General features: G+C 40.1%; 20 protein-coding genes. 7 read left to right on the top strand and 13 right to left on the bottom strand.

The window, feature by feature from the left end:
* Positions 1 to 24: 24 nt before the first annotated feature.
* From WG905_RS09850 to WG905_RS09835, 4 genes are all read right to left on the bottom strand, one after another.
* The gene (locus WG905_RS09850) at positions 25 to 348 is read right to left on the bottom strand and encodes a hypothetical protein (protein ID WP_339591546.1); all 324 of its coding nucleotides are present in this window, start codon (positions 346 to 348) and stop codon (positions 25 to 27) included.
* A gap of 101 nt (positions 349 to 449) precedes the next feature.
* The gene (locus tag WG905_RS09845) at positions 450 to 1,448 is read right to left on the bottom strand and encodes an NAD(P)H-dependent glycerol-3-phosphate dehydrogenase (RefSeq protein ID WP_339591545.1); all 999 of its coding nucleotides are present in this window, start codon (positions 1,446 to 1,448) and stop codon (positions 450 to 452) included.
* Positions 1,449 to 1,523: 75 nt separating this feature from the next.
* Complete coding sequence (locus WG905_RS09840) at positions 1,524 to 2,882, bottom strand: efflux RND transporter periplasmic adaptor subunit (protein ID WP_339591544.1); 1,359 nt, start codon at positions 2,880 to 2,882, stop codon at positions 1,524 to 1,526.
* 38 nt (positions 2,883 to 2,920) lie between these two features.
* On the bottom strand, positions 2,921 to 4,291 hold the full coding sequence (locus WG905_RS09835; protein WP_339591543.1) for a TolC family protein: 1,371 nt from the start codon (positions 4,289 to 4,291) through the stop codon (positions 2,921 to 2,923).
* 83 nt (positions 4,292 to 4,374) lie between these two features.
* Between WG905_RS09835 and WG905_RS09830 the strand changes: the two genes are divergently transcribed.
* Together WG905_RS09830 and WG905_RS09825 are read left to right on the top strand one after the other, a co-directional pair.
* A complete protein-coding gene (locus tag WG905_RS09830; protein WP_339591542.1) occupies positions 4,375 to 4,992 on the top strand; it encodes a polysaccharide deacetylase family protein in 618 nt (205 codons plus the stop codon).
* Between the two features lie 255 nt (positions 4,993 to 5,247).
* A complete protein-coding gene (locus tag WG905_RS09825; RefSeq protein WP_339591541.1) occupies positions 5,248 to 7,515 on the top strand; it encodes an aconitate hydratase in 2,268 nt (755 codons plus the stop codon).
* A gap of 120 nt (positions 7,516 to 7,635) precedes the next feature.
* On the opposite strand, the gene WG905_RS09820 is transcribed toward WG905_RS09825, so the two are convergent.
* On the bottom strand, positions 7,636 to 9,450 hold the full coding sequence (locus WG905_RS09820) for a MutS-related protein (protein WP_339591540.1): 1,815 nt from the start codon (positions 9,448 to 9,450) through the stop codon (positions 7,636 to 7,638).
* A 32-nt stretch (positions 9,451 to 9,482) separates the two neighbouring features.
* Positions 9,483 to 10,280: a hypothetical protein gene (locus WG905_RS09815; RefSeq protein ID WP_339591539.1), complete on the bottom strand. Its 798-nt coding sequence runs from the start codon at positions 10,278 to 10,280 to the stop codon at positions 9,483 to 9,485.
* A gap of 267 nt (positions 10,281 to 10,547) precedes the next feature.
* Here WG905_RS09815 and WG905_RS09810 point away from each other — a divergent pair, with 267 nt between their 5' ends.
* The gene (locus WG905_RS09810; protein ID WP_339591538.1) at positions 10,548 to 11,825 is read left to right on the top strand and encodes an ATP-grasp domain-containing protein; all 1,278 of its coding nucleotides are present in this window, start codon (positions 10,548 to 10,550) and stop codon (positions 11,823 to 11,825) included.
* A 42-nt stretch (positions 11,826 to 11,867) separates the two neighbouring features.
* The gene (gene rlmH / locus WG905_RS09805; RefSeq protein WP_339591537.1) at positions 11,868 to 12,341 is read left to right on the top strand and encodes a 23S rRNA (pseudouridine(1915)-N(3))-methyltransferase RlmH; all 474 of its coding nucleotides are present in this window, start codon (positions 11,868 to 11,870) and stop codon (positions 12,339 to 12,341) included.
* Between the two features lie 185 nt (positions 12,342 to 12,526).
* Here rlmH and WG905_RS09800 read toward each other — a convergent pair whose 3' ends face one another.
* A complete protein-coding gene (locus WG905_RS09800; protein WP_339591536.1) occupies positions 12,527 to 13,438 on the bottom strand; it encodes a helix-turn-helix domain-containing protein in 912 nt (303 codons plus the stop codon).
* A gap of 108 nt (positions 13,439 to 13,546) precedes the next feature.
* Between WG905_RS09800 and WG905_RS09795 the strand changes: the two genes are divergently transcribed.
* Both WG905_RS09795 and WG905_RS09790 read left to right on the top strand, forming a co-directional pair.
* On the top strand, positions 13,547 to 14,155 hold the full coding sequence (locus WG905_RS09795; protein ID WP_339591535.1) for an ExbD/TolR family protein: 609 nt from the start codon (positions 13,547 to 13,549) through the stop codon (positions 14,153 to 14,155).
* A 17-nt stretch (positions 14,156 to 14,172) separates the two neighbouring features.
* On the top strand, positions 14,173 to 14,679 hold the full coding sequence (locus tag WG905_RS09790) for a signal peptidase II (protein ID WP_339591534.1): 507 nt from the start codon (positions 14,173 to 14,175) through the stop codon (positions 14,677 to 14,679).
* 105 nt (positions 14,680 to 14,784) lie between these two features.
* Here the strand turns inward: WG905_RS09790 and WG905_RS09785 are convergent, their stop codons facing one another.
* From WG905_RS09785 to lpxK, 5 genes are all read right to left on the bottom strand, one after another.
* Entirely contained in the window at positions 14,785 to 15,321 is a 537-nt protein-coding gene (locus WG905_RS09785; RefSeq protein WP_339591533.1) for a DUF5606 family protein, read from the bottom strand.
* A gap of 2 nt (positions 15,322 to 15,323) precedes the next feature.
* Complete coding sequence (locus WG905_RS09780) at positions 15,324 to 15,785, bottom strand: peptidylprolyl isomerase (RefSeq protein ID WP_339591532.1); 462 nt, start codon at positions 15,783 to 15,785, stop codon at positions 15,324 to 15,326.
* 93 nt (positions 15,786 to 15,878) lie between these two features.
* Complete coding sequence (locus WG905_RS09775) at positions 15,879 to 17,867, bottom strand: putative porin (protein ID WP_339591531.1); 1,989 nt, start codon at positions 17,865 to 17,867, stop codon at positions 15,879 to 15,881.
* The gene (locus WG905_RS09770; RefSeq protein WP_339591530.1) at positions 17,867 to 18,682 is read right to left on the bottom strand and encodes a purine-nucleoside phosphorylase; all 816 of its coding nucleotides are present in this window, start codon (positions 18,680 to 18,682) and stop codon (positions 17,867 to 17,869) included. The genes WG905_RS09775 and WG905_RS09770 overlap by 1 nt, the downstream gene beginning before the upstream one ends.
* Positions 18,654 to 19,730 carry a tetraacyldisaccharide 4'-kinase gene (lpxK, locus tag WG905_RS09765; RefSeq protein WP_339591529.1) on the bottom strand — a complete coding sequence of 359 codons (1,077 nt, stop codon included), beginning with the start codon at positions 19,728 to 19,730 and terminating at the stop codon, positions 18,654 to 18,656. The genes WG905_RS09770 and lpxK overlap by 29 nt, the downstream gene beginning before the upstream one ends.
* 86 nt (positions 19,731 to 19,816) lie before the next feature.
* Between lpxK and pruA the strand changes: the two genes are divergently transcribed.
* On the top strand, positions 19,817 to 21,448 hold the full coding sequence (pruA, locus tag WG905_RS09760; RefSeq protein ID WP_339591528.1) for an L-glutamate gamma-semialdehyde dehydrogenase: 1,632 nt from the start codon (positions 19,817 to 19,819) through the stop codon (positions 21,446 to 21,448).
* Between the two features lie 75 nt (positions 21,449 to 21,523).
* Here pruA and can read toward each other — a convergent pair whose 3' ends face one another.
* Entirely contained in the window at positions 21,524 to 22,192 is a 669-nt protein-coding gene (gene can, locus WG905_RS09755; RefSeq protein ID WP_339591527.1) for a carbonate dehydratase, read from the bottom strand.
* Positions 22,193 to 22,194: the final 2 nt, after the last annotated feature.

Raw genomic sequence — 22,194 nt, 5'->3', positions numbered from 1 at the left:
CCTATCTTCAGGAGTGTTGATGTTTTAATTTTTAGCTTTTTCTGGTCTTGTTTTGATTTCTGAGGCTTTCAGAAACACTTTAGCACCACGTTTATTGATATAATATTTCTGGTTTTTATTGTTGATATAAACATCAGAACCATCGGGGGCCATTTTGCCCTTCCAGGTTTTATCGGCAATTTTAGAAGTGCCTTTCACCGCAACCTCAGCGGTTTTATTACCTACTTTTGTGGCTGTTTTATCTATTTTTTTTCCTACAGATTCTTTTTTCTCCTGTGCAGAAGCAGCGATTGAAAAGGTGCTTAGCAAACCGAAGGCAAATGCAGCCATTAATATTTTCGTTTTCATAGTGATATAGTTTTTATCAGGTGATGTAATTACCTCCCTATACAACAGGAACAAAAAAGAAATGTTTCAAAAGTATATGATCATTTGCCCCCGGATCAGCATTAATTCAGCTGCTCGGTCAGCAGTCTCATCTCAATTTGTGGCGAATGTTTCTCATATAAAACAGCGTATACGGCTCTGCTGATAGGCATTTCCACTTTATACTTTTTATTGATCACATGCATACAACTGGCCGCATAGTAACCTTCAGCTACCATATTCATTTCTAATTGAGCAGACCTTACCGTGTACCCTTTTCCAACCATATTACCGAAAGTCCGGTTCCGGCTAAATTGAGAATAAGCCGTTACCAACAAGTCACCAAGATAAGCGGGTTCCATGATGTCTCTTGAAATGGGATGTACTGCATTTACAAAACGATTGATCTCTCTGATGGCATTGGAAATAAGCACAGCCTGGAAATTGTCACCGTAACCTAAGCCATGACAAATGCCACTGGCTACAGCGTAGATGTTCTTTAGTACCGCAGCATATTCAGTACCGAAAATATCATCAGAGACATTTGTTTTGATATAGCGGTTATTCAGTAAGCCTGCAAATTCCATTGCAATTTCCATGTTAACGGAGGCAATCGTCAGGTAGGAAAGTTTCTCCAGGGCTACTTCTTCGGCATGGCATGGACCACTGATCACCAGTATATTATCCACAGGCACCTGGTATTTTTCCTGCAGAAACTCGCCTATAATCTGGTTTTCGTCTGGCACAATGCCTTTGATCGCTGATACAATCTTTTTACCCTTCAGGTCCTCAGCGGTTACATCTTTCAATGTTTCTTTTAAAAAGGCCGCAGGTACGTTCAAAATAATATAATCTGCGGCTGCGATAATCTTCTTTATATCAGCAGAAATATGATCATCAGGCACCTGGATCTGTACTGCACTTAAATAATTAGGGTTATGATGATAGGTCTTAATGTGTTCTATCGCTTCTGTATTACGCATCCACCAATAGAGTGATTTTTTCGTAAAATTATCAGATAACATTTTTATGATGGCGGTAGCCCAACTACCCCCTCCTATCATTGCAATTTTTGGCACCATATACTGTAAATAAAAAATCCCGGCTTAATATCTTAAACCGGGACAATTTACTTAATTTATTACTATCAGAAGACCTTACTTCTTGGCAGGATCTGCAAACAACTGATCTTTAGTCGTTTTTTCTACCTTCACACCATCTTTTAAGCGGTTCTGAATAGCAGCATAAGGACCCGAAACTACTTCTGCGCCTGGTTTAAGTCCCGACTTAATAATGATGTACCTGTCGTCCTGGATACCTGTGGTTACTTCCACCATTTTAACGGTACCATTATTATAAATATATACATATTGTTTCACCGTTTTATCGGTTAGCTTGTTCTTCTGTTTCTCCATATCAGCATCATTGCTTGTTGCTTCTTTTGGAGCTTCTGTTTTTCCTTTATCACTGGTAAATACCGATTGTATAGGGATCGACAGCCCTTTAAAGGATTCACTTTCAATATCCACACTGGCCGAAAGCCCCGGTCTGAATGGTGAAGGAAGATCTTTAGCTCCCCCTTTGATATCACCGTATGATTCTGGCAGAATGCGCACTTTAACAAGGAAATTGGTTACCTGATCTACAGAAGAGGTAGCTGTAGTACCCACATCTTTAGAAGAGCTTGCAATCTCCGTTACCACACCTTTAAACTTTTTATCAGCAAAAGCATCCACCTCTATCACAGCGCTGTCACCCACATTTACCCTGTTGATATCATTCTCATTCACGTCAACATTTACCTCCATGGTGTTCAGGTTCGAAATACGCATCACCTCAGTACCAGCCATCTGGGTAGTACCCAAAATACGGTCACCACGCTCAATCGATAACTTAGAGATCACCCCGTCGCCTGGAGCAAGAATGGTAGTCTTCGCTAAATTGGCACCTGCTTCCCTTACGTTAGCTTCACTTTGTTCAAGGCTAAACCTGGAGCCGGTTACGTTAGCCCTCAGGCGTGCAATATCGGCCTGAGCAGAAAAATAATCAGCTTTAACGGCATCAAATTCAGCTGCCGAGATTACCTTTTGTTTAAACAGTTCCTGGTTTCTTTTATAAGTACTTTCGGTGTTTTTAAAAGTCGCGATTGCCTGGTTTAGCTGCTGTTGTGAGGCTAATAAAACCGCTTTCTGCGTATTATTTGATGCGACAGCTTTCTCAAAGCCCGAAAGCAATACATCAGGCCTTACTTTAACCAGTACCTGCCCTTTTTTTACGATATCCCCTTCTTTTACCAATAGTTCAACCACTTCACCGGATACCTCAGAACTCAATTTCACTTCTGTTTCCGGGTGTATTTTACCACTTGCCGTGATCGTTTCAATAACCTTCCTGTTAGCAGCTTTCTCAGTCGTTACTTTCTCTGTTTTCTCACCGCCAATAACACCAGTAAGTGCCAGAATGACCACTAAAGCGATAAGTGCGCCAACGGTTATGATAATGTGTTTTAATTTCATTAGTTTTTTTATTTATTGTTAATTTAAGATGAGGTCTTCTAAAAAGTAATTTGTTTACCAAGGTAATAATCAATGACCTTCGCTCTGAAGACCAGGTCGTATTTGGCTTGAATAAAATCAATTTCTGCTTTGTTACGGTTAGTAATGGCCGTATTATAATCCAGGGAATTGACTAGCCCTACATTGTAACGCTGTTCAATCACATTGAAAGCATCTTTCTGTGCATCATAAGTATTTTGCGTAGAGGCATAGCGGCTTCTTGCTGCTTTTAAATCTGTTACGGCCTGTGCAATCACCTTATTTAAATTGTTTTTTGTCAGCTGTTCCTGAATCCTGTAACCCTCATAATCAATTTTCGCACGTTTAACATTAGACTTTGCCGCAAGGCCATTGAAGATAGGAATTTGCAATGTCAATCCGATGTATTGGTTAAAACGGTCACTCACCTGTCTTGAAAAGTCATCCTGTGGCACATCTACATTAAAGACATAAGAATAGGAGGAGCCAAGCCCGGCATTAAAAGAAACGCTTGGATACAAGGATCCTTTAGCCACAGCTATTCCTTTTTCAGCAGCCAAGGTATTTAAGGTAGCCAGTTGAATATCCGGGAAAGATTTTATAGCAGTTCCATAAACCTCATTAACCGTGTAGTCAGTTTGTGCAATTGCAATTTCCGCTACGGTCGGGGCTACCACTTTGAATGAATCTACGTCAGCACCCATTTCCATTAATTGCGCTAAAGTAAGGTAAGATATTGTCAGGTCATTTTGCGCATTGGTCACATTCAATTCTGCAGTTGCCACCTGGGCTTTTGCCTGCGATACATCAGCAATGGTTTTATTTCCTGCATCCAATAAAGCGTTTTCCCTTTTCAGGGTCTGCTCGGCTACCAGTAACTGGTCTTTCGAAGCCCTTAACAAATCTTCATTATAGACTACATCCATGTAAGAGATCACCACATTCAGGACCAGGTCATTTTTAATCTTATCCAGGTTGCTGTTATTTGCTTCTAAAAGAATTTTATTTTGCCTGATCTGGTTAATCTTGGCAAAGCCTCCAAAGACGTCTACAGAAGTACCTATACTTCCATTTGCCTGGTATAATTTCTGATTAACAATCTGGAAGGAAGTCTGATCCAGTCCGCGCCCGAAACTGATATTGTTACTGGAATTGGCATTAAGGTTAGGCAACAGTGCAGCTTTCGACTGGCGCAAATTTACATCCGCAGCGGATACATTTAGGCCCCCCTGTTTAATGTTCAGGTTGTTGTTCAGCATTCTTTCTATTGCCTGTGGCAAGGTGATCGCCTCCTGTGCAAAAGCTTCACTTTGAAAGCCTGAAACCAGCACACCAAATAAGAAAATGCAGGTAAAATTTGGTAATAAACGCTTATGGATTAACTTCTTCATAAATTTGATTTCACAATATTACATAAACAACTTTTCCTTTTGTAATTTTTCAGGGCTAAGCCGGCAATTTCTTACCTTTGGGCATGTACCTGGTTAAATCACCCCTTCTTTTAAAATGGTATTACCCATCTTTAGTATGGAACAAGGCCCGCACAGATAAAGTCATTTATTTAACCTTTGACGACGGTCCTATACCTGATGTTACAGATTTTGTTCTAAAAACTTTAAACACGTTTAATGCTAAGGCAACTTTCTTTTGCATCGGGGATAATATCATTAAACATCCCGCGGTTTTTGACCGGGTGGTAGCCGCCGGACATCAGCTGGCAAACCATACTTACAACCATTTGAAAGGCTGGAAAACCGATGACCAGACCTATATCGAGAACATGCAGTTATGCCAGCAATTAACAAAGTCTCACTTGTTCCGTCCACCCTATGGACGCATTAAAAAATCACAGGTAAAACGTATTAAATCACGCTATCCGAAGATACAAATAATTATGTGGGATGTGCTGAGCGGCGACTTCGACCTGCAGCTATCTCCAGAAAATTGTTACAAAAATGTAATTAAGCATACCCGCAATGGCTCGATCATCGTTTTTCATGATAGCCTAAAAGCGTTTGAAAGGTTACAGTACACCCTGCCAAGGGTCTTAAAATACTTCCATAAACGGGGCTTTACTTTTGCAACTCTATAATTTCTTTTAAGGAAACCAATAGTTTGACGTCTTTCCAGCATTCATCGCAAAAATCTGTAAGACAGCCACTTAAATTCAAAACTTTATGCTATATTGTTCATTATTGAACATCAGTATATAATTTTGAAATGGCACTATATTATTTAGATTATTTATAAATAATATAATGATCCCCTGATGATGGCAGTACCCTGTTTTTTTTTGTAAATTCGCTAGCAAATAATTAATATATTACCTTTTAAACACAGATTATCAATGGCTTTTGATATAGATATGATCAAAAAGGTGTATGCAAACTTCGGCCCTCGTGTAGAGGCAGCCCGTAAACTAGTAGGCAGACCTTTAACACTTTCAGAAAAAATTTTATATACTCACCTTTGGGATGAGAAAGCAAATACAGCTTATGTAAGGGGTGCAGATTATGTAGATTTCGCTCCAGACAGAGTAGCCATGCAGGATGCAACTGCACAAATGGCTTTACTGCAGTTTATGCAGGCCGGCCGTCCACAGGTTGCTGTTCCTTCTACGGTACATTGCGACCACCTGATCACAGCAAAACTTGGTGCAGAACTAGATTTACCTGCTGCCAATACAGAGAGTAAAGAAGTTTTTGATTTCCTTGCTTCTGTTTCTAATAAATATGGTATCGGTTTCTGGAAACCAGGTGCCGGAATTATTCACCAGGTTGTTCTGGAAAACTATGCGTTTCCAGGTGGAATGATGATCGGTACCGACTCTCACACGGTTAATGCCGGTGGTTTAGGTATGGTCGCTATTGGTGTAGGTGGTGCTGATGCCTGTGATGTAATGGCAGGTTTACCCTGGGAGCTTAAATTCCCTAAACTAATAGGTGTTAAGTTAACCGGCAAGTTAAACGGCTGGGCTGCTCCTAAAGATATTATTTTAAAAGTTGCTGGTATTTTAACCGTTAAAGGTGGTACTGGCGCTATCGTTGAATATTTTGGCGAAGGTGCAGAGAACTTAAGCTGTACTGGTAAAGGTACGATTTGTAACATGGGTGCTGAAGTTGGTGCAACTACCTCTACTTTTGGCTATGACGAAAGCATGGAGCGTTATTTACGCGCTACCAACAGAGCTGACGTTGCTGATGCTGCCAATGAGATTAAACAACATTTAACAGGTGATGCGGAAGTTTATGCTAACCCTGAACAATATTTTGATCAGTTGATTGAAATCGACTTATCAACATTGGAACCTTATTTAAACGGTCCTTTTACACCAGACCTGGCTACGCCTATTTCAAAAATGAAAGAAGTAGCTTTAGAAAACGGCTGGCCAATGAAAATTGATGTTGGTTTGATCGGCTCTTGCACAAACTCTTCTTACGAAGATATTTCCCGTGCAGTGAGCGTGGCAAAACAAGTGTCTGAAAAAGGCCTTAAAACCAATTCTGAGTATTGCATTAACCCGGGTTCTGAGCAAATACGTTATACCATTGCCCGTGATGGTTTCTTAGATGTATTTAAAAACATCGGTGCTACTGTATTCACCAATGCCTGCGGACCATGTATTGGTATGTGGGACAGGGTTGGTGCTGAAAAACAGGAAAGAAATACCATCGTACACTCGTTTAACAGGAACTTCGCTAAACGTGCTGATGGTAACCCTAATACTTATGCTTTTGTTGGTTCTCCGGAGCTGGTTACAGCAATGGCCATTGCCGGCGATTTAAGCTTTAACCCGATAACGGATACTTTGACCAATGATCGCGGTGAACAAGTTAAATTAGATCCACCTACAGGATTTGAATTGCCTCCAAAAGGTTTTGCAGTAGATGATCCTGGATACCAGGCTCCTGCAGAAGATGGTTCAGGTGTACAGATTTTGGTTTCACCAACATCTCACCGTCTGCAATTATTAGATCCTTTTACCCCTTGGGAAGGTACTGATCTTAAAGGTTTGCGCCTATTGATCAAAGCTAAAGGTAAATGTACTACGGATCATATTTCTATGGCTGGTCCATGGTTAAAATTCCGTGGTCACCTCGATAACATTTCAAATAACATGTTAATTGGTGCGGTCAACTATTATAATGACAGTACAGATAACGTTAAGAACGCTTTAACAGGAGAATATGGTCCTGTTCCAGCTACGCAGCGCGCCTATAAAGCTGCAGGTATCGGTTCTATCGTTGTCGGTGACGAAAACTATGGTGAAGGATCAAGCCGTGAGCATGCTGCCATGGAACCTCGCCACCTGGGTGTTCGTGCCGTACTGGTAAAATCATTCGCTCGTATCCACGAAACAAACCTTAAAAAACAGGGTATGTTAGGCTTAACTTTCAATAATAAGGAAGATTATGACCTGATCCGTGAAGACGATGTAATTGACATTGTTGGATTAACAGAATTCACGCCTAACGTTCCATTAACAGTGGTATTAAACCACAGTGATGGTACGAAAGACGAGATTAAAGTAAACCATAGCTATAATGCGCAACAAATCGACTGGTTTAAAGCCGGCGGCGCGTTGAACATTATCCGCAGACAGGTTACTCAATAAGATCTGCCATTAATACAATAAAAAGCTCCCGTAGAAATACGGGAGCTTTTTTTATGAAGTGATTTATGAAGCTTTAAGATACGGAAATTAAGATCCCAAAACAGGTCCGGGATGCCGACATCAAGTATTTAAGCCTATTTGTTTCAGTAAAATTGCAGCATTGAAGGTTTTGCAGGCACCATGTTTCAGCTTATAATCAAAGTGCATTTCACTTTCCGTAATCTGTATATCAAAATGATAATTGCGTACCATTCCCCCGTATTGTGCTTCCATTTCAGAAAGCGCAAGGTCATGTGTCGCAAAAAGTGCCTGCGTTCGCTGAGCGATCATGCGCTCAATAAATACTTTTGAGCCTAAAAACTTATCCTTACTGTTCGTACCCCGCAGCATTTCATCAATCAGCACAAAAGTATTTGCCGAAAGTTTTGACGCTTCCAAAATCATTTTCAGCCGGTTAAGTTCTGCTTTAAAAGTGGAAGTCTGGTCGTTAAGGGAGTCTTTGATCCGCATGTAGGAAAGCACTTTAAAAATCGACAAGTTCAACACTTTTGCACAAACTGGTGCGCCAGCAAAAGCCAAAACCATGTTAATGCCCATCGTTCTTAAGAAAGTACTTTTGCCGGCCATATTAGAACCGGTCACAATATCAACCGTAGGCTGGCCAGTTAAAGTATAATCATTTACAATCCGTTTACTGGCTTCAATTAAAGGATGACCAACTTGTACAGCCTCTAATCTAAAAGCTGGAGACAGGGCAGGAAAATTCCACTCCGGTTCATTATAGGTTAACGTTGCCAAAGAAATCAATTCTTCAAACTGGCTGATCCTGTCTAATCCTTTTAAGATATGCTCAGAAGAACCTTTATACCAATTATCCAGACGGATGGCACATTTTAAATCCCACAAAAAGAAAAGGTTTAGAAATATGGCGACGATCATGTTTAACCGCGCGTCATAAGCCTGTATAATTAAAGCCAGATCCTTAATCTCTCTACTCACCGGCACACTACCTTCATCGCTGCTAAAAAAAGCCCTGATATAAGGTGACCTCCAGGTTATTTTCTCTGTCCATTCAATAATGCCCGAATAGGCTTTCAATAATTCAGCACTGCCACTGAAACCATAATATACCGGGTTGATATGTTTGAGGTTAAAAAAGATCAGGGCGGCATTGAACAAAGCAGCAAGTCCGAATATATTCCAAACCATGCCCCCCATCAGGATCGCTGTAAACAATAGAGCGAACATGAAAAAGGGAACAACCTTTACATAAGTACGCAAGCTAGTCGCTCTCGTAAACTTTAACTGCAAGGGTAACTCCTTCGCCAATTTTTGTTCAATAGCTATAAGTTGTGCAGGTTGGTGGTTTTGCAGCCTGGCCCTGAAATGAAAGGAATCTTCCATATGGTCGCTCAGCTCTTTAACAGCCTCCTGGCGTTCCAGAATCGTTTCTCGCGGTAAGGCCTGGTTAAAGTGACCTGCAAGCAGGTTCATGCCTTTAACTGTTTTACATCGGTTAACATAAGCATATAACGACAGATGCCCAAAGATATCCAGGTCTGAAGTATAGGGATGAGACTCGCTTTCAAACTGCTCACCATGGTCATAGCCATTGGCCCGTGTCAATAAATGATCTTCCTCATTTTGATAAACCCACATTAACTGCCTGGCATAATCCAGCTCATTTTGTACCCTGCCCTGCTTTTTAACCAGCACCAGGAAGTAAACTAATGGCAGTAAGATTAAAATGATATAAAACCAGTGAAATCCCCAGCTGATGATCATTGCCACTAATAAAATTTCAGCAACGAATAAGCCTAGGCGGGATAATGAAATTTTATTCAGCTGCCCGGCTAAACTGTCAATGTTACTTTGCTGCTTTTGAATTTTATTTTGGTAGGCAATTAAAATAGCTTCTTTTGAATTTAACATCATGGAATTGGTAGAGTGGAAAATAAATATAGGGTTTAATCTTCAAACAGGTATTTCTGAAGGTTCTTTTGTTCTATTTTTAGGGATAAACCATATTTTAACAAAGATTGCTGCAACACTTCGAATGAGTCCTTATGAAGGTAAAAATCATAATGATCCGTATAGAGATCTTTCTTTTTAATGACTACCTGCGAGGTGAGTGCGCGCTTTAATTCATCAGCTAATGTATACAGGGAGCCATTTTCAATTCTGATGGCGCTGGTGCCTTCCGAATTAATCTCTGTGATACCGGTTTCTTTCTTCTGAATTGCCTTTGCCAGGTTTAACTTCACAGAGTCCACAATTTCGACCACCACTACATCCTGTAAAGCTTCGGTCAGTGTTGTTTTCAACTTAAGGTTTTCAACAATAAGTTTTAACAGCAACTTTTCGCCCTGTTCTCTTGTTAAGCTATCCTCTTTAAAGCAATAGGATAAATATTTGTCTTTTAAGCTTTTGGGTAATTCAATTTGATTTTCATTGCAATGAAGCAAATTGGAAAAAAGGGTGATCGCCTTCGAACCAATTTCAAAGGCATGGTAAGTATTCGGACCAATAACCTTACTGGAGGATACGCCTGAACGCAAACGTGCAGAAGTTGACAAATTGAAATAGCTTTTTATTTTAGGATCATCAAAAGCACTCTGGTATTTCGCTGACAATGAATCAGGTTGCGTTTTGGCTGCAGATTTGCGATCAATGTTCGTCGCTGGTGTATGACTGGCAGCAGCCAGTTGTGCAAAACAGCTGACTGTAGAAACCGATAAAATAAGAAATACAAAGAATTTCTTCATGCTGCAATTTAACAATAATTAACGGCTACCTGAAAATCCGCTATTTATTAATCCTGCTCATGCAGGTGTTGTGGTATTCCCACCTCCATTACCTAGTTAAGTTACAAATAAAAACTTTAAATTAATTATACAATAATTACAACCGCCTAAAATTTTTATTAGCCTATACAATAATACTGTTTACCGATACTTAAAATTAACATAAAACTATTTTAATATTATTGTGTTATTTAAAAATAGAGGTTAATAAGTTAATACATGGATTCAATGAAGAAAAATGTTTTGGTATTTCCGTGTGGCTCAGAAATAGGCCTGGAAGTAAACCGCGGACTAGCACAATCGACACACTTTAACTTATACGGAGCAAGCAGTGTAGATGACCACGGCAAGTTTGTATATAAAAACTATATCACGAAACAATTAGATATGGATGCCCCCAATTTTATAGCGGATTTAAATAAAATCATTAAGCTATATCAAATTGATTATATCATACCCGCACACGATACTGCTGTTACTACCCTGGCAGAAAATCAGCCCCATATTATGGCCGAGGTCATTACTTCTGATACGGAGACTTGCCGAATCTGCAGGTCAAAAGGAGAAACCTATAGATTGTTTGAAAAATTGATCCCTACTCCATCTCTATACCCCATGACAGACACCATGGACTTCCCTGTATTCCTGAAACCGGACATTGGCCAAGGGACTAAAGGGACGTTTACTGTTTCTACCAAAGAAGAGGTTGATTTTTATGCCATGAAAGATGAAACTTTGCTCGCCATGGAATATTTGCCAGGTGATGAATATACCGTTGACTGTTTCACCAATAAAGATGGGGAATTATTGTTTTCGGAAGGAAGGATCAGAAACCGCATCTCCAATGGCATTAGTGTTAATTCCACTCAAATTAAAAATGAACAGTTTAATCAAATCGCTGAAATCATCAATAACACCCTCTCCTTTCGTGGAGTATGGTTTTTCCAGGTAAAAGAACGGGAGAGCGGTGAAATGGTGCTGATGGAAATTTCGCCACGAATAGCCGGTACAATGGCATTATACAGGAATAAGGGGGTAAACTTTATACTCTTAAGTTTATTTGACAGGATGGGCTATGATGTATCTGTGCTTCAAAATGATTTCAATATTGAGATAGACCGTGCCTTATTCAGCAGATTTACCATTGACATTCAATACGACTATGTTTATGTTGATTTTGATGACACCATTATTGTAGATGAATGTGTGAATACCACACTGATCAAGTTTCTATATGAGGCAAGGAACGATAACAAAAAAATCATACTGATTACCAAACATTTATATAACCTTCAGGATAAATTACGCCGCTTTGCCCTGAGTAATTTGCTTTTTGATGAAATCATTCAAATTCAAAAATCAGAAAAGAAGTATGAGTTTATCAAAAACAAAAATTCCATATTTATTGATGACTCCTTTGTGGAGAGAAAAGAAATTGCACAGTATTTAAATATTCCCGTATTTGGATTGGATGCAGTAGAATCTTTGTTTTGCGCCAAAGCTTAAAGTTGATTATCTTCGCGTGATATAGATTTTTGAGCAAATACAATGAAGATAACTTTATTGGTGGTGGGTAAAACCGAAGATAAATACCTGGTTGAAGGGATAGAAAAATACATTAGCAGGCTAAAGCATTATATTGGTTTTAATCTGGTTGTTATTCCTGAACTAAAAAACACCAAGAACCTCACCGAAGCCCAGCAAAAAACCAAAGAAGCAGAGTTGATTTCAAAACAGCTCAGTAACCTGGATGTGGTGATACTGCTGGATGAAAAAGGCAAAAAACACAGTTCTGTATCTTTTTCAAATTATTTAAACAAACAAATGATCAGTAGTGTTCAACATTTAGTGTTCATTATTGGTGGTCCTTATGGTTTTGATGAAACGATCTACAAACGTTCTAATTCCAGCATTTCCCTGTCAGACATGACCTTTTCCCACCAAATGGTGAGGCTGTTTTTTGTAGAGCAGCTTTACAGGGCCTTTAGTATATTGAAGGGTGAACCCTACCACCACGAATAATTACGCATGATGGAAAAAGCGTATATTGATCATCTTTAAAAAAAGGAGTAATTATGGGACCTGGAGATTTTAAAAGAAAATATAAGTATAGAAGTAATCCTGCAAGTTCAAAATATGCATATTGGATAGCCATAGTCCTTTCAATCATCATTTTCTGGGCGCTTTGGACCTTCTTTAAATAGCCCTTAAGTTTTTATCTTGCGGTAGGCTGAAGGATTTAATCCGGTTTTTTTCTTAAAGAATTTACTGAAGTGGAACTGGTCTTTAAAGTGCAAGCTTTCAGCTATTTGCAGTATAGACAAGGCAGATTTGTGAAGCAATATTTTGGACTCTTGTATCACCATTTCATCAATAAAAGATCTTGCAGTTTTATGGAGTGTCTTTTTACTAAGTTTATTTAAATAATTAGGCGTTACAGCCAATTGATCTGCATAAAACTGCACAGTTCTTTCCGTTGCGATATTTTGGGTTAAAAGATTCAAAAAGCGCAAAGATAAGGCTTCATTTCGGGACAACTGATTTCCCGCTATACTGAAATGATTTTTGAATAAGGCTGAGATTTCGAACATTAGCAGGGTAAAAGAATGAAGGATAAGTTCCGCCCTGAACGGATGATCCTTGATGGATGTTTTTTGGTTTAAAAGGTCTATCTGTGCCGCAATCACCGAACTTTCCTCATCAGTAAGTGATAGGATTAAACTGTGCTGCCGGGTAAAGAAGCTAAAAGCTTCTGCATGCTGCTCGTTAACACCAAGTTTTATTGGGAAATCTACACTAAAGCTCACCAGCTTGAAATGATAATCTTCACTCACCCTGATAAATTCATTCATCGTAGCCGGTACAATTACAATCAGGTCATTTTTTCTTTGCGTATGACTAATTAAATCAAATTGCATTTCGCATTCGCCGGAGGTAACTAAAATTACACAATAATGATCCAGCCTGAACGGGAGATTAATTGGCACCTGGTACATGGCTTCTTCCTGAACGAAAACGTGTAAGCTCTCATCCTGGAGCGTTTCGCCAAATACAGACAAAATTTGATCTATAGAAAGTTCTTGTGGCGTAGGTTTCACAATCAAAGGTACAGAAAACATCTCATAAGGTTACGAAAGTCAGTTTCTGACATATTTTGTCCCACATTGGCTATTATTTACAGGAGCCATATTTCGCAACTTAGTGGTCTCAAATATTAAGAAATTATTATGGCAAGACCAAAGATAAAAAGACAAGCTACAGCTGTAGATATGACCGCAATGTGTGATGTGTCTTTCCTGCTCCTGAACTTCTTTGTGATGACCTCCACTGCAATTGTGCCAGACCCGGTTGACATCAAAATACCTTCATCCACCTACAAGATTAAGGTACCGGATACAGATCTATCTATTTTAACCTTAGGTAAAGAAGGACAGGTGTTTTACGAAACCATCGGACAAGATATCAAAATAGCAACGCTTGAAAAAATGGGCGAACAATATAATATTGAGTTTACGCCTGAAGAGAAAAAACGCTTCAGTGTGATCGCTGGATTTGGAGTTCCTATTCAAAGCCTTAAGCAGTATATTGCTTTGGATACTGATGGCAGAAAGAAATCTGGCTTAAATGTGGGTATCCCTACTGATTCAACCAACAACCAGCTTTCATCATGGCTTTTAAACTCCAGAAAAGCAGTTGCAGAATTACATTCAACCCCAATGCGGGTGAGTATCAAAGGTGAACAAAGTCAGCCATATCCTCAGTTTAAGAAGATTGTAGATATTTTGCAAGACCAAAAAATCAACAAGTTTAGCCTGGTTACCACGTCTGAAGGTTAGTCCACAGACCGCATAGGATGAACAATACCATTAGAAACATATCAATTTTACTGCTGGTCATGGCAAATATGGGCTGTGACCAGATATCAAAGACTATTGCCAGACAAGAAATAGGTACTTTTGAAACCATCAATGTCATCGGCGATCACCTTGTACTCAACAGGGTAGAAAATACGGGTGCATTCTTGAGTATCGGGGATGAGATGAACGGCAATTTGAAGATCATCCTTCTGGGGATATTGCCCTTAGCCTTGTTATGCTTCGGCATCAGCTACCTGCTATTTCATAAAAAACTTCCGGGACTGTTGGTCCTCGGCATGAGCTTCGTTATTGGCGGCGGTTTAGGAAATTTATATGATCGCTTTTCTTACGGTTCAGTAACCGATTTTATGCACATCGACTTTTGGTTCTTCAAAAGTGGTATATTTAATTTCGCGGATGTCTCCATCCTGACCGGTATGATCATGCTCCTGATCAATGTATACAACAAACATCATTCAGCTGTTTTAGAGAACCAGTATTAAAGGTGCTTGTAGCACCTTACTGTAAGGTAGCCGAAGTTATACCTTATATAGCAAAAAGGCCATGTCACTTATCGTGACATGGCCTTTTTATTTCAATAAGCAGGCTTAAACGCCTTTTTTACTGGTCATACTTGCTTTTTTAGCAGGCTGATTAGCTTTGCTTGGTGCTTTTGCATTAGCAGGCTTTGTAGCAGCTTTTATTTTAGCTGCGTTTTTATCATCAGCTTTCATACTGTCATGTTCTTCTGTGCCAGGTGCTTCTTCCGTAAACAAAGGTAAATCCTTTAGTAAGTGGTACCAGCTAACGATCTTCTTCATGTCTGAAGTATATACTTTACCTTCATCATGATTAGGAGCAACTTCTTCAAAAAAAGCTTTCAATGTATTCACATCCGCTTTTGAATCAGGAACCTCTCCCGCTGTTGCTGCAATGTTAGCTAAAACATCTACCAGTTTCAAGTCATCTTCCTGACCGTAAACGGTAATGTCTTCTAATGAGGCTAACTTCGTGTTAGACACATTAGCGATGATTTTGGCTTTCTGCGCATCCAGACTTTCTAATACATATCCAGCCTTATTTTGTCCAACCAATTTAAATAAACCTGGTCTGCCGGAAACGGCTACAATTCCTCTTAAATTCATAATTAATCTTCTATCAAATCTATCCCTAAAATTTTGTCCCCTACTTTAATGTCATCCACTATGTCAACATTTTCCACTACTTTACCAAAGCAAGTATGATTCCTGTCTAAATGAGCAGTGTTTTCTCTGCTGTGACAAATGAAGAACTGTGAACCACCAGTATTTCTGCCCGCATGTGCCATTGATAAAACACCACGATCATGGTATTGGTTATCGCCAGTCAACTCGCAATCAATTTTATAACCCGGGTCACCAGTACCAGCTAAATGTGCTGTTTTAGGATCTTTAGTATTTGGACATCCGCCTTGTACAACAAAATTAGGTATCACACGGTGAAAAGAAATGCCATCATAAAAACCTTCTTTAGCAAGTTTTTTAAAGTTGGCAACGGTATTAGGTGCGTCGTTATCGTAAAACTCAACGGTCATGTCCCCTTTTTCTGTTTTTATTATTGCTTTGCTCATATTCGTTATTTTATGTAAAACTCAAATTTAGTAAATTGAAATGATTACCTAATTGTTTGTCTTTAATTGCTATTTCGGATAAAAGTATATATTTTAATCGTAAAAATTCCAACTCACGCCAAACTTCAGCATCCTATCTGGCATTAAATAGCCTCTCACGGTTGAATAGCCCTCAGAAAACAGCCCCTGATTTACATAATCATACTTCACAAACAGGTTCGCTTTTCTTAAGTTAGCCCGTACAAATACATCAACAATTGGTTCGGTTTTAAGTTCCAGGTTATCGTTAGGGATATAAAACTGACTAGCGGCAGGTGAATATGCATAAGACTGGTAAGGTGTATTGTATCTGATATCAAAACCAATATCAGTTTTAAGGAATTTAAAAAACGTTTGATTAATGTAGAAGCTATTAAAGGTATAAAACTCCGGGGTACGTAAAACACTTTCCCTGCTGGATTTTTGATAAACCACATAGCTGTCGAGATTAAACTTACCAAAGTTGAATTTTTTACCCACATTAATTTTCAGCAAATTGATACTGCCACCGAGTTGCTGTGGTTTAATGGACACCAGGCTATCCTGTGCGAAATACAAGTGATCATTGATCAGAAAATATTGTGCACCGGCATCCAGCTTATATTTATCGTTGATGTAATTGAAGGAAAGATTAACTGTTTTAGTACGGCTGAAATCATTCACCCAGTTATAGTGGTTACCGAAATACCGGTTGTAGATTTCTTCAGGTGATTTATTCTGCATATAGGCACCGAGTTGAATACGGCCGGCCGACTTGCTTAACAGCACATTACTTTTTGCTTCATACAGGAAATCTCCAATTTGCCTTCCCTGAAAAATCTGTTGCACATCCACATTCAAATCTATCCTGTTACTGAAACGGTATCCTAAGGCACCTAATAAAGTAGCATTTTGAAAAGTAGCCTCATAGTTGTAAAAATCGGTCAGGTCTTCATATTTGGAAAGTTGCCTGTATTTATAGTAATCATGACGGATACCGACGTCCACTTTAAGCTCATTTTTAATAAATGAACTTGATTTCCCCCGAAGGAAGAAACTGTAGATGAATTCATTTTGAAGGTGTTTTGAATTGGTAGAGTCGCGGGTGTTGGCCAGGTCAATTAAGCCTTCCGGCAAAATGCTGTTGTCATCCTCTTCATTCTTCAGGAAACTAAAGGCATCTGTATTGTAGGACAGGGTATAGCTTACCTTATTCGTAGGCAGCACTTTTTTCATCACTTCCTGCGGCACCGTGTCTATCCGGCCAATGAAATAAGATTGTTTCAATAACAAAGAGTTCTTGCGGGAAATCTGCTTTGCTGTACGTAAATTAACCACCATGGCATCTTTAGTGACTTGCCCACCCGAATTATTGGCCACCTCGTTCAATCCGCCGTTTTCCTGGGCCTTTAAGGTGTTAAAAACCGCATTTACCCATAAGTTATACCGCTTATTTGGCGACTGGTACCAGCTGATAATAGAGGCGTTCAGGTCATCGCCCCTTTGATTGGCATATAGCCCGTCGGCACCGATTCTGAAATAATTAGCGCCCACATTCCAGTGTCTGTTTACATTTTGGGAGTGCGTTACCCTGAACAGCTGTTCAGCTTGCCCACCACCCATATAATAAAGGTTGCTGAAAGGAGAACGTGCCTGGTAGTAAATCACATCATTATGCGTCATGGCATAACGGTCCAGCGTATGAAACCCGGGATCAAAGCCTATGGTTTTTTTCGGTTCAAACAACAATGCCCTTGCTGCCAGTCCCTGGTTACCCGTGCCAATGGTTGGACGCCGTGGTTGGTGAGTAGGACTATAATTTTGAAAATTTCTTAAACTGGTATCCAGTGGCAGGGTTTGGATACTGTCTTTTGTTAACTGCAGCGTGGTATAGCGGACATACCTGGAGGTGAACACCACAGAATCTGCCCCGCCGTCCAGTTTCTCTCTTAAAGAATCAAGTTCTTTATTATCTCTGACATTGGTCTTCAAATCCTGGCCATGCGCATTTTTCCCTAATAAAAGGAAACAAAACAGAACTGAAAGAACAAGAACTTTATACATTAGATTTTGGAAATTAACTGGCTTAATATTTTGGTCATTTTCGGCTCTGCAAGATGGGCAGTCTCCAGAATCTCTTCCAGGCTTACGGGAAGCAATACTTCGGGGAAACCTTCATCCGTAATAACGGAGATAGCGAATACAGGCAGGCTCATGTGGTTGGCAACAATTACTTCCGGCACGGTGCTCATGCCCACTGCATCGCCACCGATGATGCGCAGGTATTTATATTCTGCTTTTGTTTCCAGGTTTGGCCCTGTAACCGATACATACACACCTTGTTTACAAGAAATACCTTCGGTTTCAGCAATGGTTAAAGCTTCCTGAATTAGCTTACGGTTATAAGGCTCACTCATATCGGGGAAACGGGGGCCCATATCAGCATCGTTCCTTCCTCGCAACGGACTATCCAGCTGCAGGTTGATATGGTCGGTGATCACCATCAGGTCACCCTTTTTAATAGCAGGGTTTAAAGAACCAGCGGCATTAGATACAAACAGGTACTGTATGCCCAGGGCTTTCATTACCCTCACCGGGAAGGTAATTTGCTGCATGGTATAACCTTCATAATAATGTAAGCGGCCTTGCATCGCAACCACCTTTTTTCCATTCAGGGTGCCAAATATCAGTTTGCCTGAATGAAACTCGAGCGTTGAAATGGGGAAGTTAGGGATATTGGGGTACATTAGACTAAAAGCCACCTCAATTTCTGAAACCAGGGCACCCAGGCCGGTGCCAAGAATAATGCCCACTTCAGGTTGAAAATGTGCTGTTTTTTTATTTATATATTCAACGGTTTCGCTGATAGCTTGAAACATAGTTTATAATGTTTTGGTCAAAGATAAGCTTATCTTCCTCCAGTATATCTATTTTTATTGGCAAATAAAAGAGCGGTAAATTTAGTAGTAATTGTTTAATATCTACAGCAGATAAACGTTGTGCATCCTTTTCTGTTGTGATTATAATTTTTTTAGCTGCTTTTTCCTGCTTAAACTCCTGTACCAGCTTCGTAATCTCGGCGGTGGAAAACTGGTGATGATCGGGATAATCGTGGTGTAGGACGGCACTGCTCCAGCTTTCCAAATAATTGAGCAAGGGCGCGGGGTTGGCTATTCCGCTTAGTAAAAACACCACCGTATCTCTTGAAACTGTGTTCATGGGCCTGCTGTCACCACTAAAAACCGGGATTAGGTCATTGTATTTAAGGCCGGAAAAGGCAGGCTTCCAGCTTTCAGCAAATTGCTGTTCAATTTTTGATTTCTCCCCAGGCTGAAAAATGGATGGCATTTTGGTAACCAAAATTGCTTGTGCCCGCTGATAGCCGCTGAAAGGCTCTCTAAGATTGCCTGCAGGCAACAAAAACTGTTGCCGCAGCAGTTTGGAATATTCAAATAATAAAATGTTAAAGCCGGCCCTTACCCTGCGGTGCTGGAAAGCATCATCCAGAATGATCAGGTCATGGCTTGCCTCCAGTTGTTCAATGCCTTTAACCCTGTCTTCACATACCGCCACTGTTACCTGTGGAAATTTATTGTAAAACTGCATGGGCTCATCGCCAATACTTTGTGCAGTGGCGTTTCCGTCGGCCAGGATGAAACCTTTGGTGTTACGCCCATAACCCCTGCTCAGGATCGCAATTTTATAATTCGACAGCAAGCTCACCAGGTATTCTGTGAGTGGTGTTTTGCCGGAGCCGCCAACCACCAGGTTGCCTACACAAATAACGGGAAGGTTAAATTGCCGGGATTTAAAGATGCCCCGGTCATAGCATTTATTCCTGATGATGACCACCAGGCCATAGATTAAAGAAAAGGGAAGCAGCAGCAAGCGCAGGACATTTATCATCTGTGCTTCAAAAATAAGCATTATCCCTTAAAAAAAAGCGGCTGTGATTCTGTCCTTATAAAGGCAAAGAAAATAAAAACTATCTTTGCAAAAACTAATTCAATCATATGCTTAAAGGATTTTTTAATGTACCCACACCAGTGAACGAACCTATTTTAGATTACGCACTTGGAAGCAAAGAACGTAAACTATTAAAGGCAGCCTTAGCTGACGCCCGTTCAAAACAAATAGATATCCCTATGTATATCGGTGGAGCAGAAGTTCATACGGAGAACAAAGGAAAAGTTACACCCCCACACGATCATCAACATATTTTAGGTCAATACAGTAAAGGTGATAAAAGCCATGTTAGCCAGGCAATTGATGCGGCATTGGCAGCAAAAGCAGACTGGGAAAACCTGGCCTGGGAAGAACGCGCTGCTATTTTTTTAAAAGCGGCTGACCTAATTGCCGGTCCTTACCGTTACAAACTGAATGCTGCAACGATGTTGGGGCAGAGTAAAAATGCTTACCAGGCTGAAATAGATTCTGCCTGTGAGTTTATAGATTTTCTGCGTTTTAACGTAGGTTATATGGCTGAGGTTTATAAACAACAGCCGATATCGGGTAAAGGCACCTGGAACCGTATAGAACAACGTCCCTTAGAAGGATTTGTTTTTGCTTTAACGCCATTTAACTTTACTGCCATTGCGGGTAACTTACCTACATCTGCTGCCCTGATGGGTAATGTTGTGGTATGGAAACCGGCAAATACTCAAATTTATGCTGCCAATGTGATCATGCAGATCCTTAAAGAGGCGGGCTTGCCTGACGGTGTAATTAACCTGATCTATGTTTCAGGTCCGGATGCCGGTGATGTGATTTTCAGTCACCCTGATTTTGCAGGAATTCACTTTACAGGTTCTACCGGTGTATTCCAGAACATCTGGAAGACCATTGGAAACAATATCCACAAGTTCAAAACTTATCCACGTATTGTTGGCGAAACCGGCGGTAAAGATTTTATCGTAATTCATGGCTCTGCTGATGTAGAGGTGGCCAGCACGGCGATTGTGAGAGGTGCCTTTGAATACCAAGGACAAAAATGTTCTGCAGCTTCAAGGATTTATATAGCGAAAAGCTTATGGCCAGCTATTAAAGAAAAGATGCTGCGTGATATGGCAACTTTTAAAATGGGCCCTACAGAAGATTTCAGCAATTACATTAATGCGGTGATTGATGAAGCCTCATTTGATAAACTAGCTAAATATATTGATGAAGCTAAAAACGATCCTGCGGTAGAGGTTGTTGCTGGTGGAAATTATGATAAGTCGACCGGTTATTTCATTGAACCTACTGTACTTGTTGTTCAGGACCCTAAAGCGACCACCATGTGCGAAGAGTTATTTGGCCCGGTATTGACAATTTATGTTTATAACGATGAAGAGTTTGAGCAAACTTTAGCAATTGTTGACCAGACTTCTATATATGCGTTAACAGGTTCAATCATCGCTCAGGACAGGTATGCGATTGCAACAGCTACCCATAGCTTGCGCAATGCTGCAGGTAACTTCTATATCAATGATAAATGTACAGGAGCCGTTGTTGGTCAGCAGCCTTTTGGTGGTGCCAGAGGTTCAGGTACCAATGATAAAGCCGGATCGATGATCAACTTGCTGCGTTGGGTTTCTCCACGTACCATCAAAGAAACTTTTGATCCTGCTAAAGATTACCGTTACCCGTTCTTAGCAGAAGATTAATCTTCGGAACAGGATAAACAGAACAGAGGCTGATTCATTGATAAAATGATCAGCCTCTGTTTTTTACTTTCGTTTTTACTTTCCGATCAAACCGTCTATTTTAAAGACATTGGCCAGGTGATCATTGGCCAGACAGCTTACGCTTAAGTCTTTAATGAAGCCGGTTTCCAGGCTGTAAACCCAGCCATGTACGCCAAGTTTCTTTCCTTCTCTCCAGCGGTTCTGAACGATAGAAGATTTAGTTAAGTTAAATACCCCTTCAATTACATTAAGCTCCGTCAAACGGTCGCATCTTTTCTTAGGGTCGGAAATGATATCAAGTTCATGGTAATGCAGACGGTAAATATCTTTTATATACCTTAACCAGTTATCAATGATACCATGTTGTTTATTGCTAAGGGCAGCTGCAACACCACCGCAGCCATAATGACCGCAAACGATGACATGTTCTACTTCCAGCACGTTTACTGCATAATCGAGTACACTCAACATATTCATGTCGGTATGCACAACAACGTTGGCAATATTTCGGTGAACAAAAATATCACCCGGGTTGGTATTGGTGATTTGGTTGGCAGGTACACGACTGTCTGAGCAGCCAATCCATAAGATCGGAGGTTTTTGTCCTGCAGCAAGTTTTTCGAAAAATTGCGGATCTTCTACCAGTGTTTGAGCTACCCAGTCTTTATTACCTTGTAAAAGACCCTCGTAGGTTATGTTTTTATTTTCTAGTGTTGCACACATTT

Origin of the sequence: Pedobacter immunditicola, from assembly GCF_037482985.1 — a bacterium.
In the GTDB taxonomy this organism is placed as follows: Bacteria; Bacteroidota; Bacteroidia; order Sphingobacteriales; family Sphingobacteriaceae; genus Pedobacter; species Pedobacter immunditicola.
This window is presented reverse-complemented; position numbering and strand designations above follow the sequence as displayed.

Coding starts and splice junctions, on each gene's coding strand:
- WG905_RS09850 (WP_339591546.1), bottom strand. CDS start 348: ATGAAAACGAAAATATTAATGGCTGCATTTGCCTTCGGTTTGCTAAGC.
- WG905_RS09845 (WP_339591545.1), bottom strand. CDS start 1,448: ATGGTGCCAAAAATTGCAATGATAGGAGGGGGTAGTTGGGCTACCGCC.
- WG905_RS09840 (WP_339591544.1), bottom strand. CDS start 2,882: ATGAAATTAAAACACATTATCATAACCGTTGGCGCACTTATCGCTTTA.
- WG905_RS09835 (WP_339591543.1), bottom strand. CDS start 4,291: ATGAAGAAGTTAATCCATAAGCGTTTATTACCAAATTTTACCTGCATT.
- WG905_RS09830 (WP_339591542.1), top strand. CDS start 4,375: ATGTACCTGGTTAAATCACCCCTTCTTTTAAAATGGTATTACCCATCT.
- WG905_RS09825 (WP_339591541.1), top strand. CDS start 5,248: ATGGCTTTTGATATAGATATGATCAAAAAGGTGTATGCAAACTTCGGC.
- WG905_RS09820 (WP_339591540.1), bottom strand. CDS start 9,450: ATGATGTTAAATTCAAAAGAAGCTATTTTAATTGCCTACCAAAATAAA.
- WG905_RS09815 (WP_339591539.1), bottom strand. CDS start 10,280: ATGAAGAAATTCTTTGTATTTCTTATTTTATCGGTTTCTACAGTCAGC.
- WG905_RS09810 (WP_339591538.1), top strand. CDS start 10,548: ATGAAGAAAAATGTTTTGGTATTTCCGTGTGGCTCAGAAATAGGCCTG.
- rlmH (WP_339591537.1), top strand. CDS start 11,868: ATGAAGATAACTTTATTGGTGGTGGGTAAAACCGAAGATAAATACCTG.
- WG905_RS09800 (WP_339591536.1), bottom strand. CDS start 13,438: ATGTTTTCTGTACCTTTGATTGTGAAACCTACGCCACAAGAACTTTCT.
- WG905_RS09795 (WP_339591535.1), top strand. CDS start 13,547: ATGGCAAGACCAAAGATAAAAAGACAAGCTACAGCTGTAGATATGACC.
- WG905_RS09790 (WP_339591534.1), top strand. CDS start 14,173: ATGAACAATACCATTAGAAACATATCAATTTTACTGCTGGTCATGGCA.
- WG905_RS09785 (WP_339591533.1), bottom strand. CDS start 15,321: ATGAATTTAAGAGGAATTGTAGCCGTTTCCGGCAGACCAGGTTTATTT.
- WG905_RS09780 (WP_339591532.1), bottom strand. CDS start 15,785: ATGAGCAAAGCAATAATAAAAACAGAAAAAGGGGACATGACCGTTGAG.
- WG905_RS09775 (WP_339591531.1), bottom strand. CDS start 17,867: ATGTATAAAGTTCTTGTTCTTTCAGTTCTGTTTTGTTTCCTTTTATTA.
- WG905_RS09770 (WP_339591530.1), bottom strand. CDS start 18,682: ATGTTTCAAGCTATCAGCGAAACCGTTGAATATATAAATAAAAAAACA.
- lpxK (WP_339591529.1), bottom strand. CDS start 19,730: ATGCTTATTTTTGAAGCACAGATGATAAATGTCCTGCGCTTGCTGCTG.
- pruA (WP_339591528.1), top strand. CDS start 19,817: ATGCTTAAAGGATTTTTTAATGTACCCACACCAGTGAACGAACCTATT.
- can (WP_339591527.1), bottom strand. CDS start 22,192: ATGTGTGCAACACTAGAAAATAAAAACATAACCTACGAGGGTCTTTTA.